The following is a 17,546-nucleotide window of genomic DNA, read 5'->3' as shown; positions in this document are numbered from 1 at the left end:
CCCAGCGGTCGGACGTCCCGCCAGCACTGCCCCCATTTGGAGACCGTTCCGATGTTTTCAAAATTCTGCGTTCCTCGTACTCTGATTCTGCTGGCGCTGATTGTCGTGCTCGCCGGCGCGATGGATCTGCTGGCCGCCAGCAACGCTTCCGCCCAGGCGGGCGGGGATCAGTACAAGACCCTCGCGAGGCTGGGCGGCGTCAACCGATTCGACCAGCCGATAAAGGACACCAGCGCCGTCCAGAAATGGATCGCCAAGAAGCGGACCCAGGACGGCCTCAAGCAGGTGTTCGACAAGGCCGGGTTGGCCTCGCTGACCACTAACGTCATCGACATCCTGACCAAGGCGGATCCGGCGCAGTTGACGGAGACCGAATTCCAGCCCGGCAGCACGATGGTGTGGATGGCGTTCCGGCGCGGTGGCGGCAGCAAGACCGACATCGTGCGCAACGTGAAGTGGGGGGGCAAGAAGCCGTTCGCGGGCTTCTCGTTCATCATCGACGATATGAGCCAGACCTACACCTTCATCGTGCCGAAGCCGTGCGCGAACATCGCGCTCGTCTCCAGTGAGCCGAGCCGTGAGAAGGCGCGTCTCGATGCGGAGCGCGCGGCGAGGGAGAAGGCCGAAGCCGACCGGCTGGCCGCCGAGAAGGCCGCGGCCGAGAAGGCTCGCCTCGAGGCCGAACGCCGGGCACGCGAAAAGGCCGAAGCCGACCGCCTGGCCGCCGAGAAGGCCGCGGCCGAGCGGCTGGCGAAAGAACGGGCGGAAGCCGAGCGGATCGCCAAGGAGAAGGCGGAGGCCGAACGCCGTGAGTTCGAACGCCTCGAGAAGGCGAAGTTCTTCGTGTCGGGGCTGTTCGGCAAGGAACGCCGGACCCGCACGACCAGCTCGGTTGATACCACCGTGTGCTCGCCGCTGGCCGGCATCAAGGCCGGGGCGGAACTCAAGGTCGGCCCGAACGTGAAGATCAACCCGGGAGCCGGCGTCGCGATCAACTTCGAGAAGTCGAGCAACACCGCGCTGTTCGCGGAAGTCGAGCTCAACGTCTACTCGAAGGACCAGAAGAGCTACATCGGAGCCGGCCTCGGCGTCTGGGACGTGACGCACACGGACTGGGTCTCGCCGACCGCGTCGGTGCAGTTCGGCCGGGAGATGTGGAACAACACGAAGCACAGCAAGCTGTACTTCGTGGGCGAGGGCCGCTTGTTCCTCAACAAGATGTCCGACATCTCGAACAACTACCAGTTCTGGGCCGGCCTGCGCTGGGTCGTCCGGTAGGAGAAGCGGCCCGAGGGCCGCGCCAAGGCTATCACCACGGGCGGTACATCGACTCCACGTCGATGCACCGCCCATTTTGTTTAGCGGGAGTGGAGTTCGGCGACGAACCGCTCGGCGAGCGCTTCGATGGTCAGCGGAGACGAGCCTTCCGCCTTGTTGTTGACGAGCAGGTACACCTGACGACTGCCAGTGGCCGCACGGCGAACGATATCCAGCACATCCTTCCGCATGATCTCGTCGGGCTCGACTAGTTTGTCGAACGGCGCGAACACCTGCCGCTGATCTTCATACCACGTACCCGGCCGCAGCAGCAGCCGGAGCATCACAAACGGCTGGCTCTCGGGGGGAACCGTCCGTGTCTGCGCCCCAGGCAGCGGCATGGCCGACCAGTAGTTGTACACATGCGCGCAGCCGTGCCTGGCCAGCACGTTCTTGTAGGGATCAGTCAGCGCCCACTTGTCTCGAATCTCGACGGCATACTGAAACTGGTCGGGCAGTTGTTCGAGAAACCGATCGAGGGCCTCGATAAACGGTGTGGCGTCTGTGTGTTTGGCGCCAGCCGGCGGCGAGAACTGGAAGATGAACGGTCCGCAGTGGCGCGAGAACGCGCGCGAAAACGGCTCTATCAGTTCCGCCATCACGCGCGCGACCGACAGGAAGTCCGGATTGGCGCTGTGGCGCCCCATCCCCTGCAGGGTGGCCGCAGTGACCGCGGCGGGCGCTTTCGCACAGCACGGGAAGCCCTCCGGGAGCTGCTCCGCATAGTGAAGCAGGTCGTGTTCGTGAACCGGGGCGTAGTAGCTGCGGTCGATTCCGACGGTGCGAAGCAGCGGGTGCTGAGCGTATTCCCGGAGCCCGTCCTTGGCGAGGACCGACGCCGCGCGCTTGCGTGCGTAGACGATGCCTTGCCATCCCGGGAAACTCCAGGAACTGGTCCCCATGTGGAGGTTTGGTGGAAGGCCGGCCGCCAGCACGCGGAACCGCTCGTATCGCTGCTCGAGCGCTGAACCCGGCGAGGGCCAGGCCGCAGCCCGCCCACGGCGCTTCTGACCGCCCGGATCGTGCCCGAACAGGCTGAGTTGATCGTCGGTCACCCCTCGATTCTGGCGCAGACGGGGGGGCGGCGACAACTCCGACCGGCTCCGAGCGATTCCCGCCCGGGTGATGCGGCCGGCAAACGCCCTACGGGTTCGAGTCGGTCAGGACGTCGCCTCGGATGCCGATCTGGATAACGCGGAGCGGGATCTTTCGAGTCGCCGCCGCCAGGGCCTGCTGCGCCAGGCGCACCAACCCCGAACAGCACGGCACTTCCATGATGGCCACCGTCAGCGACTGGATGTCGGCGTGGTCCACCATCGCGGTGAGCTTCGCGACGTAGGACTCCAGATGTTGATCCAGTTTCGGGCACGCGATCGCGAGGCCGCTGCCGTCGAGAAACGCACCCTGAAAGTCAGGCACGGCGACCGGTACGCAGTCGGCGGCCAGCAACACGTGTCTGCCCTGGAAGAAGGGCGCCGTCGGCGGCACCAGATGCAGTTGCACAGGCCACTGGCGCAGCCTCGAACCCGACGCCGATGGCGCCGGTTCAGGCCGGGACGCCTGCGGGGTCCGATCCTGGAGAGGAATCATCCGGGGCTGGGGAATCCGATGGGGTGTCGCCTCTTCGTCGAACACCTGTACGCGGCTTCCGGGACACCCTCCCGTCGCATGCTGCCCGTCATGCAAAGCCTGGCCTGGCTGAGCCGCCCGAGCGGCGACGGCCCGTTCGTCGAATTCCGGCGCGTCGCGCCGAATCACCGTGAGCGCGCCGGTTGGACACTCGCCGACACACGCTCCCATCCCGTCACAGAGCACGTCGGCCACGACCCTGGCTTTGCCGTTGATGATGCGAAGGGCCCCTTCCACACATGAGGGCACGCACTGGCCGCAACCGTCGCAGAGTTCCTCATCGATTGAGATGATGTCCCTGGTCCCCATATCTCGATGATAGTGGCAAAGGGTCACCTTCCGATATGATGTTCCCGAACACGATACGCGACGCTGAACCTATGGCCTCTGCACCCCCTCCCCAGACCGCGCGCCGCTCCGTTCGCCGATGGCTGTGGCGCAGCCTGCTGACCGTGCTCATCCTCTTGGTGGCCGTGACGGCGTTCGTCTTCTGGCGGCTCCGCGCACCGCTGCCGGATACCACAGGCACGCTCCGCGTCGAGGGCCTTCGAGGTCGAGCGGAAGTGGTTCGGGACGTGGATGCGATTCCGCACATTCGCGCCGGAAGCGAGGCGGACGCGCTCTTTGCGCTCGGCTACGTCCACGCCCAGGAACGCTTGTGGCAGATGGAGTTCCAGCGCCGTGCCGCTCAGGGACGGCTGTCCGAGATTCTCGGAGCTCCCGCGCTGAAGACCGATAAGTTGTTGCGCACGGTTGGACTTGCGCGCGCCGCCGCGCTCGCGTGGCCGAAGGTCGCGCCGGACGCGCGGGCACAGATTGAAGCCTACGTGGCCGGCATCAACAGTTTTCTTTCGACCCATCGCGGCGGAAGCCTGCCGGTCGAGTTTGCCATCCTGCGAACCTCGCCAGAGCCGTGGCGGGGTGAAGATGTCCTGGCGTCTCAGAAGTCACTGGCGTGGCTGCTCAGTACGAATTGGACTGACGAGTTGTTGCGCGTGCGCATATCGGCCCGGGTCGGCGAGGTGGCCGCCAGTCACCTGGTGCCCGCGTACACGCCGGACGGTCCGGTCATCGTTCCATCAGAGGGGCTGCCCGAACCAGCCGCGGCCGTCGGGCCTGCGCCCGAGGCGCTTCCGGGACGAAGCGCGCCGGCTCCGGACGATCGGAAGCGGGATCTGACAGGTCGCGCGCCGTACCCCACAAAGGCAGTGCTGGCCGATCTCGCGGCGCTAGCCGACACGATCGGTGAGATTGCGCCAGGGACTCCCGCCGGTGGCGGCAGCAATAGCTGGGTGCTCTCGGGTGCGCGCACGACGACGGGCAAACCGCTGCTGGCCAACGATCCGCATCTGGCCGGACAATCCCCGGCCGTCTGGTACCTCGCGCACATCACCGGCGGCCAGCTCGACGTGATCGGCGCGACCCTGCCCGGCGTCCCGGGCGTGTTGATTGGCCACAATCAACGGATCGCCTGGGGCATCACCGCGCTGCTTGGGGATTCGCAGGATCTGTTCGTGGAACGCGTCACGGCGCGGGACGAGGCGGAGTACGACGGCGCCCTGGAGCCGATGACAATTCTGCACGACGTCATCAAGGTGCGCGGGCAGGCCGACGTGCCGCTGCGCATCCGTACGACGAGGCACGGCCCTATCCTGTCAGACGTGCTCGACCGTCCTCAGGCGACACTGGCGCTGCGCTGGACCGGGCTCGATGTCGAGGACCATACCGTCGAGAGTTTCTCGCGAATCAACACGGCTCGGACGTGGCCGGAGTTTGTCGCGGCGCTCGGATCGATGCACACGCCGCTCCTGAATTTTGTCTTCGCCGATGTCGACGGCAACATCGGCTACCTCGGACCCGGTGCCCATCCGGTCCGTTCCGGTGAGGACGGCACGAGGCCGGTGCCAGGCTGGACGAGCGACTCGGACTGGCGCGGCTACATCCACGAGAGCGAGTGGCCACGCGCCTTCAATCCGTCGCGCGGCTTTCTCGTCACGGCGAACAATAAAGTGATGCCGGACAGCTACCCCTTCCCGCTGGGGTCGAGCTGGGAAGCCCCTTACCGGGCCGCCCGCATCATCGACATGATCCAGAGCGGCGGCCGATTCGCCGTGGAGGATCTGACGCGGATGCAGCGGGACCTCAGGTCGGCGCAGGTCAAGGCCGTGCTGCCGTTCCTGCTCAAGGCCCGCCCGATTGATCCGGCCAGCCGCGAGGCGATGGACCGTCTCCGCGTGTGGGACGGGACCCTGGCGGGCGAGAGCCCGGATGCCGCGCTGTATGAGGCCTGGTATGACGCCACGGCGCGGGGCCTGTTCGAGGACGAGCTTGGCGAGGATCTGTTCAACGAGTACTGGGGAAATCGGAGCGTGGTCGCCAAGGCGATTGATACGATGATCCAGACTAACGATCTGGCGTGGTGCGACGATGTGCGGACGGCAGAGCCGGAAACGTGCGAGACACTGCTCGGCCGGACGCTGCAGCAGGCGCTGGAGGTGATGGGCCGCCGGCAGGGCTCCACGAAGGTCGCGAGCTGGCGCTGGGATAGGGTGAACGCCGCCCGGTTCCCGCATCTGCCCTTTGACAGCATCTCGGGGCTGCGGCGATGGTTCAGCCGAGACGTGCCGCGCGGCGGGGACACGTTTACCGTCACGCCGGTGATGCCGATCCGCGATCGGACCATCGTCTCGTCCTACCGGCAGATCATCGACATGGCGTCGATCGACGCGTCCAAGTTCATCATCCCGATGGGCCAGTCCGGCCACGTCTGGAGCCCGCACTACGCCGACCTGCTCGACAAGTGGAACAAGACCGAGTACCTGCCGATGCGATTCTCGAGAAGCGCGGTCGATGAAGCGACCGCCGAGCGCCTTGTCCTCGAGCCCAGGTAGGCAGCCGGGGAGACGGACAACTCCGGTTGCCATCAGGCCGTGCAAATGCCGCGTTCCAGCTAACCACGGGAATGGCCGCACTCTGCCGTCGACGGCTTTCGACGGTCCCGATTGCTCGGATGCCGAGCAACTCCAACGCCGCAAAGCATTTGTCTCTCACCGACCTTTCCAGGACAATACCGGCGGTAAGCAGCCACGACGCTTGGGGAGGTGGACGGTTTTTGTGTCCGATCCAGGGGATCACGCGATCCACGTATTGAATGTTCGGGGGAATAGAAGAGACAGAAAGACAGGAACACGGACACGGATCGATCTGGGGGCGAACCGGGCTGAGGCGGGCCATGAGGCCCGTCTCGATCAGCTCCGCCGGGCCCGCAGACGTTGCGAACGCTGAGTCCGCGGCACCCGGGTGGAAGTGGTCGGCAGGGCGAAGAATTCCAAGACGACGATTCCGAACAGGCGCTCTACCGGACCGGCGCCGGTGATATCGTGGGCGCCGGCGGGCAAGCGCTTACGTTAGCTGGCCTTGCCGACTGGTAGGTTCTCGGGCACAATCAGCCGGTGACATTCGATGTCATTGGCAGGATCGAACGGATTGAGACGATCGCGGCGGGTCCGAGCGTCAAGATTCTCTCGATTCTTCGGAAGGCGTACGGGCGCGGCCGTTGGCGGAAGTTGAAGGGGATCGCGACTATCCGGCTGCCGAATGGAAATCTGCGTCGGGTAGAGCTACATTGGTACGAAGCCCATGGCATAGGTAAGCGCGATCTCAAGATTAAGGACTACCTGGGCACGCCATGAAGAGACCGGCCAAACAGTTTGCGTTGTGCCTCGAGAACGCGGGGAACGAAGCCTCGCTAATTCTCGGCAAGGTCTATCGAATCCTGCCCGACGCCCGCGCAGCCAAGGACGATCTTGTACGGATCGTCGACGAGAGCGGAGAAGACTACCTTTTCGACAAAGGTCAGTTCGCTTTCGTCGAGTTCCCCCAAGCTGTGAGGAATAGAATCCTCGCTCTTCAGAAAGCCAGCTGACGCGCTGCACGCGACGGCGGCGGTGGGATCGGTTGGGGGAAAGTAGATTCGCGAAGTGCGCGCCAGCCGCGGCTGAAGCGCGAGCCGTCCGACCGCGCGCCTCCTGGTGGGCTCCGACGTGCCGGTCATGTGCAACCGCCAGGGCCCTCCGTTTTCCATGAGAGCATTTGTGGGTCCGAGCGCCGCGCCAGGGCGACCATCATTGCGGCATAATGATCCGACCGCAGGTTTCCCGAGCCGGCAATCAGGCGGCCACGATTCCAGGAGATGCGATGCGTTCAGCTGTGCAGTTCATCACGTTTCGCGCGCGGGTGGTCGTCGCCGCCGTTGTCGTCGTGGCGCTCGCGCTCTCGACATTGCTGTGGGCCCAGCGCACCGTGAAACCCGCGCTCCATGGCCGCCACTGGGTGGCGATTACCGGAAAGCCGCTCGGCGCCACGGCCGGCGCGATGATCTTCCAGCGGGGCGGCAACGCCGTCGATGCCGCATGCGCGATGCTCGGCGCCGTCACGACGATGTGGGACACGCTTAGTTGGGGCGGCGAAACCCAGGCGCTCATCTACAACCCGAAGACGAAGAAAGTCGTGGCCATCAACGCCCTTGGCGTCGCTCCAACCGGCGCGACACCGGCGTTCTTCAAGGGCCGCGGCATGAAGTACCCGCCGGAGTACGGCCCACTGGCGGCCGTGACGCCCGGGACGCCCGGCGGCCTGATGGTCATGCTGGCCGAATTCGGCACGATGAGCCTGAAAGATGTGCTGGCTCCCGCGATCCAGATGGCCGACGGGTACCCGGTTGAACAGCAGCTGACCAACTCGATCGAACGGGAGAAGAAGCGCATCAAGGAGTGGCCGTACTCGAAGGCGGTGTTCCTGCCCCACAGTGGTCAGACGCACGAAGCGCCGGAGCCGGGAGAGGTCTTCAAACAGCCGGACCTGGCGGCGACTCTGCGAAAGCTGGTCGAGACCGAGCAGGCCGCGCGTACGGCGGGCAAGTCTCGCAAGGATGCAATCTACGCCGCCTACGATCGATTCTACAAGGGGGACATCGCCGAAGAGTTCGTGCGGGGGGCGCGGGAACAGGGCGGCCTGCACACCATGGCAGACCTGGCCAGCTGGAAGGTCTACATCGAGGAACCGCTCGTCACCGATTACAAGGGCATCCAGGTCTACAAGCTGAACACCTGGGTGCAGGGCGCGGTGATGCTGCAGGCGCTGAACATGCTGGAGCAGATCGACCTCAACGCGATGGGCTACAACAGCACGCGCTACATCCACACGCTGTACCAGGTGATGAACCTCGCGTTTGCCGACCGCGACTTTTATTACGGCGATCCGACCCTGCCGCCGGCCGTGCCCATCAAGGGGCTGCTGTCGAAGGAGTACGCGAAGGCTCGAGTGAAGCTCATCGACTGGGACAGGAACGATCCCAACGTCAAGCCAGGCGATCCCTATCCGTTCGAGGGCAAGACTAATCCGTTCCAGAAGTTCCTGGATGGCTGGAGCACCAGGCCGGTCGTCGACGCCGCGAAGCTCTCTGCCGAACGGCGCGCGGCCGTCGAAGAGGTGTTCAATCGCGGGACCACCTCCATCGAAGCCGCCGACGAGGAAGGCTGGGTCGTGTCTGTCACGCCAAGCGGCGGATGGGTGCCCGCGGTGATTGCCGGAAGGACAGGCATCGGCATGAGCCAGCGAATGCAGGCGTTCGTGTTGAACGAGGCGGAGTGTCCGTTCAACGTGGTGGCGCCTGGACGCCGGCCGCGATCAACACTGACGCCAGGCCTTGCGCTCAAGGACGGCCGGCCCTTCCTGTCCTCTGCCGTACAGGGTGGCGACACGCAGGATCAGAACCTGCTCCAGTGCTTCCTGAACATCGTCGAGTTCGGCATGAACGTGCAGCAGGCCGTCGAAGCGGCCAATATCAACAGCTACCAGATGCGCAGCACGTTTGGCGCGCACCCGTTCGTGCCCGGCAAGCTGACGTTGAATGAACTGACGCCGCCGGGGGTGAGGGCCGACCTCGGGCGAATGGGCTACACGATCGACTATCAAAGGCTGACCTCCGGCCCCATCAACGCAATCTTCTTCGACCGGGTACACGGGACCATGTGGGGCGGCTCGAGCAACCACGGCGAGGATTATGGCATCGCGTGGTAGAAGACACGAAGGCACCATGACTGATCGCACACTCGGCATCAACACACTCGCCATCCACGCGGGAGAAGCTCCCGACCCGTCGACGGGCGCCCTCGTTCCGCCGCTTCATCTGGCGACGACCTATCACCTCGGCACGACGGAGAACGGCGCGGCCATCTTCGCCGGCGAGAAGGACGCGTTCGTGTACAGCCGGTGGTCCAACCCGACGGTGGCGACATTTGAGCGGAAGGCCGCGGTGCTGGAGCACGGCGAGGCCGCTGTTGCGACGGCCAGCGGCATGGCCGCGATTTCGGCGGCCCTCCTCACCGTGGTCAAGGCGGGCGATCACATCGTCGCCACACGGGCCATCTATCCGAGCACATATCACCTGATGGTGCAGCAGCTCGGATCGCTGGGCGTCGAGTCGACGTTTGTGGATGCGACCGACCCCGCGAACGTGCAGGCCGCCATCCGGCCGGCGACGAAGCTCATCTACCTGGAAACACCCGGCAATCCCCTGCTGTCATTGTGTGATCTCCAGGCGATTGGCCTGATGGCCCGCGCGGCCGGCATTACGTCCATCTGCGACAACACGTTTGCCAGCCCCATCAATCAGCGCCCGCTGGACCTTGGCATCGACGTCGTCGTGCACAGCGCGACGAAGTATTTCTGCGGCCACGGCGACGCCGTCGGCGGGCTGGTCATCTCGACCCGGGCGTTCATCGATCGGTGCCTGACGGAGCCGCTGCGGTACTACGGCGGCATCATGGCCCCGTTCACCGCGTACCTGATGATTCGCGGCACGCAAACGCTTCCCCTCCGCGTCGAACGCCACAATGCCAACGCCCTGCGGCTGGCGCAGTGGCTCGAACAGCACCCCGCGGTGGCGTTTGTCAACTATCCGGGGCTGCCCTCCCATCCGCAGCACGCCCTTGCGAAACGGCAAATGACGGGCGGCTTCGGGGGAATGGTGTGCTTCGATCTCAAGGGCGGAGTCGCGGCAGGGGCGCGGCTGATGAACGCGGTCCGCGTGTGCTCGCTCGCCGTCAGCCTCGGCGACGCGCGCACCCTCATCACCCATCCGGCCTCGACCACCCACAGCGTGGTCTCGCGCGAGGCGCGGCTGGCGCAGGGCGTGACCGACGGGCTGGTGCGGCTCTCGGTCGGGCTGGAGAACGTCGAAGACCTGATGGCGGACCTGGAGCAGGGATTGTAATGGGGTCTGACCCCATATAGCGAAAGGTGATGGGGCCTGACCCCATCGACTGACTTCATGCAGCATGATGCGATTGCGGTTGTGGACTTCGGCGGGCAGTACGCGCACTTGATCGCGACCAAGATCAGACGTCTTCACGTGCTGGCGGAGATCCGCCAGCCCGAAGACGCGGTCGAGGCCTTCCACCGCTACAAAGGGATCATTCTCTCGGGCAGCCCCAGCCTGTCATCGTTCGGCGAGGACTCGGCGTACACAAAGGCCATCTACGATCTCGATGTGCCCATCGTCGGCTTCTGCTTCGGCCACCAGGAGATCGCCAAACACTACGGCGGCACGGTCGTCAATGGCGGGCGCGAATGGGGACCGGCCGACCTGCAGGTGGTGGGCAGTTGCCCGATCTTCAAGGGGCTCGGCACGACTGAGCGAGTCTGGATGAGTCACTTCGATTCGGTGACCAGTGTCGGCCCTGGCTTCGAGGAGGCCGGCTACACGACGCTCGGCGTGTCAGGCACACCACACCGTTTTGCGGCGATCAGTTCAAACAGCCTCCGCCGATATGGAGTCCAGTTTCATCCCGAAGTGGACAACACCGTGCACGGCACCGAGATGATCGCCAATTTCGTCTTCGGCGTCTGCGGCTGCCACCCTTCGTGGACGATGGAGCGGTACGTCGAGGAGCGGGTGGAACAGGTTCGGCGGCAGGTGGGAGACCAGTCCGTGTTCCTGTTGGCCTCCGGAGGCGTGGATTCGACTGTGGCGGCGCGAGTGCTTGGCATGGCGATTGGGCCGGAGCGGCTCCATCTGCTGCACGTCGACAACGGATTGATGAGGAAGGACGAAAGCCAGGCCGTGCTCGACACGTTTCGGCAGTTCGGTCTCGATCGGAATCTCCATTTCGTCGATGCGACTGACGCGTTTCTGACCGCGCTCGACGGTGTCGTTGGGCCCGAGCAGAAGCGGCGCATCATCGGCGACACGTTCATCAAGGTGTTCGAGGACGAGGCCAGGCGCCTGGGCATCGAGGGCCACATGCTCGGGCAGGGCACGATCTATCCCGATACGATCGAGACGGGCGGCACCAAGCGGGCCGACACAATCAAGACGCACCACAACCGGGTGCCGATCATCGAGCGGATGATTGAGCAGGGCCGCGTGGTAGAGCCCCTCGCCGATCTGTACAAAGTCGAGGTGCGCGAACTGGGTGAGAAGCTCGGACTGGCCCACGATCTGGTGTGGCGTCATCCATTCCCTGGGCCCGGACTCGGCGTGCGGCTCCTGTGTTCGACCGGCGTGGAAAGCCGGGACGGATTCGACCAGACGGAGCCGGCCGTCGCCGCTGTGGCCGCCAGATTCGGAGTGGCGGCCATCGCCCTGCCGATCAAGTCGGTCGGCGTCAAAGCCGACTTGCGGTCTTACGAGCACCCCGTGCTCGTGACCGGGCAGGCGCCGTGGGAGACGCTGCTCGAACTGGCAGCGGCGCTGTTTCGTGAAGCCCCCGGCATCAACCGGTGCATCTGGAATCTCGGAGCGGTTCCGCCGGCACGTGTGCGACCGCTGGCCGCAACGGTCACTCGGGCACGGCTCGACGTGTTGCGCGACGCCGATCACCTCGTCATGGACGGCCTCCGCCGTCACGGCATCCACGAGGCGATCTGGCAGTGCCCGACGGTCATGGTGCCGATGGAGATTGATGGACGCGGCCGCGAATTCGTGATCGTGAGGCCGATCCACTCCGAGCGCGCGATGACGGCGACGCCCGCCGAGCTGCCGGCTGCCCTGCTGAGCGAGTTGCGGGATCAGGTTCTGCGGCTTCCGGGCGTGAGCGGTCTGGCGCTCGACATCACCACCAAGCCGCCGGGAACGATTGAGTGGGAATAGCCGCCTTCGCCCTGAGCATCTCGAAGGGCTACGGCGCCCAAGGCCGCTAGAACCCCTGGTGCTCGGTCCTGGCGATGATCTCGTCCTGCAGCGGCCTGGTCAGGTCGCAAAAGTAATCGCTGTAGCCCGCCACGCGCACGATCAGGTCGCGGTGCTTTTCGGGATGCCGCTGCGCCTCGCACAACGTCTCGGCCGTCACGACGTTGAACTGGATGTGATGACCGCCCATGCGGAAGTAGGCGCGGACCAGATGCGCGATCTTCTCGAGCCCGTCTTCGCCCGCGACGACCTGCGGCGTGAACTTCTGATTCAGCAGCGTGCCGCCGGTTCGCGAGTGATTGAAGCGGCTCGCCGACTTCAGCACCGCCGTCGGGCCCCGGCGGTCGGCGCCCTGCACCGGCGAAATGCCGTCCGACACCGGTTCGTACGCCTTCCGGCCGTCGGGCGTCGCCCCCGTCACCGACCCGAAATACACGTGGCACGTCGTCGACAGGTAATTGACGTGATACTCCCCGCCCCTGGTGTTGGGTCGGCCGTCGAGCGTCTCGTGCAACAGATCGCAAATAGCGACCAGGATCGCATCGGCGTAGGGATCGTCGTTGCCGTAGCGCGGCGTCGCGTTCCAGAGCGTTTGACGCAGGGCTTCCCTGCCCTTGAAGTTGGTACGCAGGGCGTCGATCAAGGCCGCCATCGTGATGTCGCGGCGCTCGAAGACGTGCGACTTGATTGACGCGAGGCTGTCGGAGGTCGTGGCGGGCCCGACCGGCATCATGTAGGTGGTGTTGTACCGGGCGCCGCCGTCGTTGTAGTCCTTCGCTCGATCGATGCAGTCGTCAATCAGGATCGACAGGAACGGCGCCGGCATCTCGGTCGCGTAGATCCGCTCGATCACCTGATTGCCGCGCACCTTCACGTCGACAAAGTGCCTCAGCTGTCGGCTGAACGCGGCGAAGGCCTCGTCGTATGTCTGCCAGGCGATCGGGTCGCCGGTCTCGATCCCAACCTGCGCGCCGGTGCGAGGATCGAGCCCGTTGTGCAGGGTGATCTCCAGCACCTTCGGCAGATTGAAGTACCCGGTGAGGATGTAGGCCTCCTTGCCGAACGCGCCCACTTCGACGCACCCGCTGGTACCGCCGCACCGGGCGTCCTCGAGCGACTTGCCTTGGCGCAACAGTTCCTCCACGACGACGTCTGCGTTGAAGATCGACGGCTGTCCCCAGCCCTTTCGCACGATCTCGGCCGCGCGCTTCAGAAAGCGATCGGGATTCCGCGAGCTCAGCTGGATGTTCGACGAAGGCTGCAGAATCCGCATTTCGTCAACCGTGTCGAGCACGAGATACGTGACGTCGTTGACACCGTCAGCGCCTTCCGGGGTCAGACCGCCGGAGTTGATGTTGCAGAAGTCCGTGTACGTGCCGCTCTCGGCCGCCGTCACGCCGACCTTCGGCGGCGCGGGCTGGTTGTTGAACTTGATCCAGAAGCACGCCAGCAGCTCGCGGGCCTGATCCTCGGTGAGCCCGCCCGACTGGAGGCCCGCCTGGTAGAACGGGTTGAGGTGCTGATCGAGCCGGCCGGGGCAGAATGAATCCCAGGTGTTCAGCTCGGTGACGACCCCCAGATGGATAAACCAGTAGGCCTGCAGCGCCTCCCAGAAATCGCGCGGCGCGTGGGCGGGTACGCGGCGGCAGTTCGACGCGATGCGCTGCAGTTCCGCACGGCGCGTGGCATCCGTTTCGGCGACCGCCATCTGTTCGGCGAGTTCGGCGTGGCGTTCGGCGCTGCGGATGACGGCTTCGGCGGCGATGCGCATCGCCGTCAGCTGCTCGCGCTTGTCGAAGGCTCGCGGGTCCGCCAACAGATCCGTTGCGGCCAGCTTGCTGTCGATGCGGCTGATGAAATCGCGCAGGCCGTGCCGGTAAATCTTGCCGTCGACGACCGTGTGGCCCGGGGCTCGCTGCTCCATGAACTCGGTGAACACGCCGGCCTCGTACGCCGACTTCCACTCGCCGGTCATGTGGCCGAACATGATGTCGCGAATCGATCGGCCGCGCCAGAATGGAATCACGTCCTTCGCGTATACCGCACGGACGTCATCGGTGACCGAGAAACGGATCTTCTCGCGGCGGTCGATGATGTCGAGATCGCCCTGCGAGTGACAGCACAACTCGGGATAGGTCGGCGTGCCCTTCGGGGACGGCCCGCGTTCTCCGACAATCAGTTCGCCCGGATTGATGCAGATGGTCTTGTGCTCGAGGACGTACGCCAGCGATCGCGCACGGGCGACCGGCACCGATAGCCCCGCGGCATGGTCACGGTAGAACCGCGTCATCAGTTCCGCACGTTCGCTCGAGATCCACGGCTCGGCCTTCAGGCTTTGGTCTCTGAGCCGTGATACGCGATCGGTCATGGTCTGCCTCCCGCTGCGGCCTGCAGGCCGCAGTCGGTCAAAATGCGTACGGCGCGGGCGCGGTCGTCGCCCGATGGAGGTTCGGATCCGGAAAGCGCATATTCGCGACCGAGCGCCGGGTACTTGCCAGATCCCGCTCGATGGTACGGCAGGACGTCGATGCGTGACAATCCAATCGACCGGACAAAGCGCCCCAGTTGTGCGATATGGTCCGAACCGTCATTGACCTCGGGCACCAGCGGAAACCGCACAATGACGTTCGCCGTGCGATCGGCGAGCGCCGCAAGGTTGGCGAGAATCTGGACGTTGGACGATCCGGTCAACTGGCGATGACGCGCGTCATCGAGGTGCTTGAGGTCGAAGAGGAGTAGATCGGCGCGATCCGCGACGCGGGCCAGCGCCTCGCTCGGGGCGGCTCCGCACGTGTCAACAGCCGTGTGGATGCGACGCGCCCGGCAGCCGTCGAGCAGTGCCATCAGGAACTCGGCCTGCATCAGCGGTTCGCCCCCCGAAAACGTCACGCCGCCGCCGGACTGGTCGAAAAAGATCGTGTCCTGCGCAATCTCCTGAAGCACCTGCGACTCGGTCATCACGGATCCGACCCGCGTCCGGGCACCGGTCGGACAGCCCTCGGCGCAATCGCCGCACCGCCGGCAGACCGACACGTCCATTACCGGCTGGCCGTCCATCAGGCGAATCGCGCCCAATCGGCAGTCGTCCACACACTCGCCGCAGCCGATGCACCGATCCTGGCGGAACATCAACTCCGGCGCCGCCGTCTGGCTCTCCGGGCTGTGGCACCACGTGCACCGCAGCGGGCAGCCCTTGAGGAACACAGTCGTGCGAATCCCCGGGCCGTCGTGCACCGCAAAGCGCTCGATCTTGAGGACGTTACCGGTCACGGAAATCAGAGTATCATGGCGCCGCCGCCTTCGCCGTTGGCTACGGCGTGCCAGGGGCACGGGAACGGCCGCGTCCGCTTTTGGCGGGAAGGCGGGGGTCTGGGGTCGGGGTTAACTATTAGCGTTCACCGGGAGTGACCAATGAAGAACATCTGCTGGACCTTGATTCTGCTGTCCGCGTTGGCATTCGTCATCGGGACGTATCTGGCTTTCGCAAGAATTGGATTTTTGCTCGGGCCGCAGGGCTACTGGCGTGGCGCGATCGGTATGCTGATGTTCGCCATCGCTCTGCGCCTGATGGACGACACGAAGCGATGAGCGCGCTGCTGAGCCCGCTGTCGTTCTCGGGCCTGACCCTTCGGAACCGGATCGCGATGCCGCCGATGTGGTCCGGCAAAGCGACCCCCGAAGGCCTGGTCACCGACGCCATCGTCGAGTACCACCGCGTCCGCGCGGCGGCCGGCTGCGGCCTCGTCATCGTCGAGCATGCGTTCGTGCATCCGCGGGGGCGGCATAGCGGCACGCAGCTCGGTGTCTTCAGCGATGCCTGCGAGGCCGGCCTCACCAGGCTGGCCTCGGCGATCCGGGCCGAAGGCGCTGTCGCGTGTCTGCAGATTTCGCACGCAGGCTCGCGCACGTCATCCAAGGTGACGGGCGGTCTGATCCCGCTCGGGCCGTCGGCCATTCGCCATCGCCGAGAGCCTCACGGAGAGGTTCCCGAGGCGGCCACCCGCGAGCAGATGGCCGGCGTCGCCAACGCGTTCGCCGACGCGGCCGGGCGCGCGCAGAACGCCGGATTCCAGGCGGTGGAACTGCATGCCGCTCATGGCTTCCTGCTGTCCCAATTCCTCTCTCCGTTGACCAATCTCCGGAATGACGAGTTCGGCGGCGATGAGGATCGACGAGGGCGGGCCGTTCTCGACGTGCTCGCGGCCGTCGGTCAACGCGTCGGCGCATCGTTCCCGGTGTTTGTCCGGCTGGGCGCTCACGATGAATACCCGGGGGGCTTCCAACTCGATGCCGCGTGCCGGATGGCGGAACGACTTGCCATCGCCGGAGCCGCACTCATCGACGTGTCCGGGGGCCTGGCCGGATCGGATGATCCCGGGCGGGGCCCGGGTTACTTCGTGCCCTACGCCGCCGCGATCAAGAAGACCGTCACGGTGCCGGTGATGGTGGCGGGCGGCATCGCCGACCCCGCGCACGCCGACCGCATCGTCACGACTGGTGACGCCGACATCGTTGGTATCGGCCGCGCGATGCTCGACGATCCGGAGTGGGCAGCAAAAGCGATCGCCGCGTTGGGGAATTAGATTCGCGAGGCCGACCGATTTGGCGATTGGCCGACCGGCTGGACTCAACCGGCGGTCAGTTCCAGAAGGTCGAAGCCTTCCCGGCCAGCCGCCGTGCGCAACCGGTCGTCGAGTGTGACGAATGTCAGTGTGGATGGCCGGCGCTCGGCGCACGCGAACGCTGCGGCAAGTTGGAGAGCGTCTGCCGCCCGCAGCGGATGAACGCGCAGCAACCGGCGCGCCGTTTCCCGGATTTCGTCTCGCGGTTCCACCTGCACCCAGGCCGCTGCCAGCGCGTCGAGCCGCGCGAACGCGGTGGCCGCATCTTTCGCCGACAGCGCGTCTTCGCGCTCGAGCCTGGCGATAGCCGAGGCGCATTCCACCGGCGTGCCCCACCAGACGGCAACCTCCGGATCCTGCAGGTAACGCTCGTGAATGAGCCCGGTCATCGGTTCGGCCGCCAGCAACGGCACAAGCGCCGAGCTATCCCAGAACCTCATCGCCCGTTCCGGCGCTCGTCGATGATCGCGTGGCTGAGGCTGAACCCGCCCTTGGGAGACGGCGGATCGGCGGCGAGGATCCGCTTGGGCGGCGCGGAGCCGGCGGACCTGACCACACCCTGGCGCACCAGCCGCGCGATCCGGCCGTCGGAACTGTTCCGGCCCGGGGCAGAGACCGGCTCGAGCCTGGCGACCGGCACACCCCGATCCTCGATGACGATGGCGTCGCCGTGGCGGACGCGATCGATGAGCGCGCTCAGGCCGTTCTTCATTTCGGTGATACTAGCCCTTTTCATATGGCTAGAATAGCCTTTTCTGAACGATGCCGCAACCGCCACGGGGAGG

15 protein-coding genes are annotated in these 17,546 nt (G+C 65.5%); 8 read left to right on the top strand and 7 right to left on the bottom strand.

The features are described 5' to 3' along the window. Nucleotides 1–51: 51 nt before the first annotated feature. Entirely contained in the window at nt 52–1,278 is a 1,227-nt protein-coding gene (locus NTV05_06830; GenBank protein MCX6544116.1) for a hypothetical protein, read from the top strand. 80 nt (nt 1,279–1,358) lie between these two features. Here NTV05_06830 and NTV05_06825 read toward each other — a convergent pair whose 3' ends face one another. Further along, the gene (locus tag NTV05_06825) at nt 1,359–2,372 is read right to left on the bottom strand and encodes a DUF72 domain-containing protein (protein ID MCX6544115.1); all 1,014 of its coding nucleotides are present in this window, start codon (nt 2,370–2,372) and stop codon (nt 1,359–1,361) included. 88 nt (nt 2,373–2,460) lie between these two features. Beyond that, complete coding sequence (locus NTV05_06820; protein ID MCX6544114.1) at nt 2,461–3,255, bottom strand: 4Fe-4S binding protein; 795 nt, start codon at nt 3,253–3,255, stop codon at nt 2,461–2,463. Between the two features lie 71 nt (nt 3,256–3,326). Between NTV05_06820 and NTV05_06815 the strand changes: the two genes are divergently transcribed. Further along, nucleotides 3,327–5,837, top strand: a complete 2,511-nt coding sequence (locus NTV05_06815) for a penicillin acylase family protein (GenBank protein ID MCX6544113.1) — start codon at nt 3,327–3,329, stop codon at nt 5,835–5,837. A 561-nt stretch (nt 5,838–6,398) separates the two neighbouring features. Beyond that, a complete protein-coding gene (locus tag NTV05_06810; protein ID MCX6544112.1) occupies nt 6,399–6,638 on the top strand; it encodes a hypothetical protein in 240 nt (79 codons plus the stop codon). 56 nt (nt 6,639–6,694) lie between these two features. Here NTV05_06810 and NTV05_06805 read toward each other — a convergent pair whose 3' ends face one another. Then, entirely contained in the window at nt 6,695–7,000 is a 306-nt protein-coding gene (locus NTV05_06805) for a hypothetical protein (protein ID MCX6544111.1), read from the bottom strand. Nucleotides 7,001–7,143: 143 nt separating this feature from the next. Here NTV05_06805 and NTV05_06800 point away from each other — a divergent pair, with 143 nt between their 5' ends. From NTV05_06800 to guaA, 3 genes are read left to right on the top strand one after another with little or no spacing between them, the layout of a single operon-like run. Next, entirely contained in the window at nt 7,144–9,027 is a 1,884-nt protein-coding gene (locus NTV05_06800; GenBank protein MCX6544110.1) for a gamma-glutamyltransferase, read from the top strand. Between the two features lie 16 nt (nt 9,028–9,043). After that, nucleotides 9,044–10,222, top strand: coding sequence for a PLP-dependent aspartate aminotransferase family protein (locus tag NTV05_06795; protein ID MCX6544109.1), 1,179 nt, complete (start codon nt 9,044–9,046; stop codon nt 10,220–10,222). A 57-nt stretch (nt 10,223–10,279) separates the two neighbouring features. Next, the gene (gene guaA, locus NTV05_06790) at nt 10,280–12,100 is read left to right on the top strand and encodes a glutamine-hydrolyzing GMP synthase (GenBank protein ID MCX6544108.1); all 1,821 of its coding nucleotides are present in this window, start codon (nt 10,280–10,282) and stop codon (nt 12,098–12,100) included. Nucleotides 12,101–12,146: 46 nt separating this feature from the next. Here guaA and NTV05_06785 read toward each other — a convergent pair whose 3' ends face one another. Both NTV05_06785 and NTV05_06780 read right to left on the bottom strand, forming a co-directional pair. Then, nucleotides 12,147–14,507, bottom strand: coding sequence for a glycyl radical protein (locus NTV05_06785; GenBank protein ID MCX6544107.1), 2,361 nt, complete (start codon nt 14,505–14,507; stop codon nt 12,147–12,149). Continuing rightward, nucleotides 14,504–15,409: a glycyl-radical enzyme activating protein gene (locus NTV05_06780; protein ID MCX6544106.1), complete on the bottom strand. Its 906-nt coding sequence runs from the start codon at nt 15,407–15,409 to the stop codon at nt 14,504–14,506. Before NTV05_06780 ends, NTV05_06785 begins: the two co-directional genes overlap by 4 nt. A gap of 141 nt (nt 15,410–15,550) precedes the next feature. Between NTV05_06780 and NTV05_06775 the strand changes: the two genes are divergently transcribed. Together NTV05_06775 and NTV05_06770 are read left to right on the top strand one after the other, a co-directional pair. Then, the gene (locus NTV05_06775) at nt 15,551–15,727 is read left to right on the top strand and encodes a hypothetical protein (GenBank protein MCX6544105.1); all 177 of its coding nucleotides are present in this window, start codon (nt 15,551–15,553) and stop codon (nt 15,725–15,727) included. Further along, nucleotides 15,724–16,722: an NADH:flavin oxidoreductase gene (locus NTV05_06770; protein MCX6544104.1), complete on the top strand. Its 999-nt coding sequence runs from the start codon at nt 15,724–15,726 to the stop codon at nt 16,720–16,722. The genes NTV05_06775 and NTV05_06770 overlap by 4 nt, the downstream gene beginning before the upstream one ends. Nucleotides 16,723–16,766: 44 nt before the next feature. Here NTV05_06770 and NTV05_06765 read toward each other — a convergent pair whose 3' ends face one another. Beyond that, a complete protein-coding gene (locus NTV05_06765) occupies nt 16,767–17,201 on the bottom strand; it encodes a type II toxin-antitoxin system VapC family toxin (GenBank protein MCX6544103.1) in 435 nt (144 codons plus the stop codon). Continuing rightward, nucleotides 17,198–17,497, bottom strand: a complete 300-nt coding sequence (locus tag NTV05_06760) for a type II toxin-antitoxin system prevent-host-death family antitoxin (GenBank protein MCX6544102.1) — start codon at nt 17,495–17,497, stop codon at nt 17,198–17,200. The genes NTV05_06765 and NTV05_06760 overlap by 4 nt, the downstream gene beginning before the upstream one ends. Nucleotides 17,498–17,546: the final 49 nt, after the last annotated feature.

It is taken from the genome of Acidobacteriota bacterium, from assembly GCA_026393755.1.
In the GTDB taxonomy this organism is placed as follows: Bacteria; Acidobacteriota; Vicinamibacteria; order Vicinamibacterales; family JAKQTR01; genus JBAXOX01.
Note: the sequence above shows the minus strand (reverse complement) of the source record. Positions and strands in the feature narration are given on the sequence as shown.

Excerpts from the sequence above, each read along its gene's own strand:
- NTV05_06765 (MCX6544103.1), bottom strand. The coding sequence starts at position 17,201 with ATGAGGTTCTGGGATAGCTCGGCGCTTGTGCCGTTGCTGGCGGCCGAA.
- NTV05_06760 (MCX6544102.1), bottom strand. The coding sequence starts at position 17,497 with ATGAAAAGGGCTAGTATCACCGAAATGAAGAACGGCCTGAGCGCGCTC.
- NTV05_06805 (MCX6544111.1), bottom strand. The coding sequence starts at position 7,000 with ATGACCGGCACGTCGGAGCCCACCAGGAGGCGCGCGGTCGGACGGCTC.
- NTV05_06785 (MCX6544107.1), bottom strand. The coding sequence starts at position 14,507 with ATGACCGATCGCGTATCACGGCTCAGAGACCAAAGCCTGAAGGCCGAG.
- NTV05_06775 (MCX6544105.1), top strand. The coding sequence starts at position 15,551 with ATGAAGAACATCTGCTGGACCTTGATTCTGCTGTCCGCGTTGGCATTC.
- NTV05_06770 (MCX6544104.1), top strand. The coding sequence starts at position 15,724 with ATGAGCGCGCTGCTGAGCCCGCTGTCGTTCTCGGGCCTGACCCTTCGG.
- NTV05_06795 (MCX6544109.1), top strand. The coding sequence starts at position 9,044 with ATGACTGATCGCACACTCGGCATCAACACACTCGCCATCCACGCGGGA.
- NTV05_06815 (MCX6544113.1), top strand. The coding sequence starts at position 3,327 with ATGGCCTCTGCACCCCCTCCCCAGACCGCGCGCCGCTCCGTTCGCCGA.
- NTV05_06820 (MCX6544114.1), bottom strand. The coding sequence starts at position 3,255 with ATGGGGACCAGGGACATCATCTCAATCGATGAGGAACTCTGCGACGGT.
- NTV05_06800 (MCX6544110.1), top strand. The coding sequence starts at position 7,144 with ATGCGTTCAGCTGTGCAGTTCATCACGTTTCGCGCGCGGGTGGTCGTC.
- guaA (MCX6544108.1), top strand. The coding sequence starts at position 10,280 with ATGCAGCATGATGCGATTGCGGTTGTGGACTTCGGCGGGCAGTACGCG.
- NTV05_06830 (MCX6544116.1), top strand. The coding sequence starts at position 52 with ATGTTTTCAAAATTCTGCGTTCCTCGTACTCTGATTCTGCTGGCGCTG.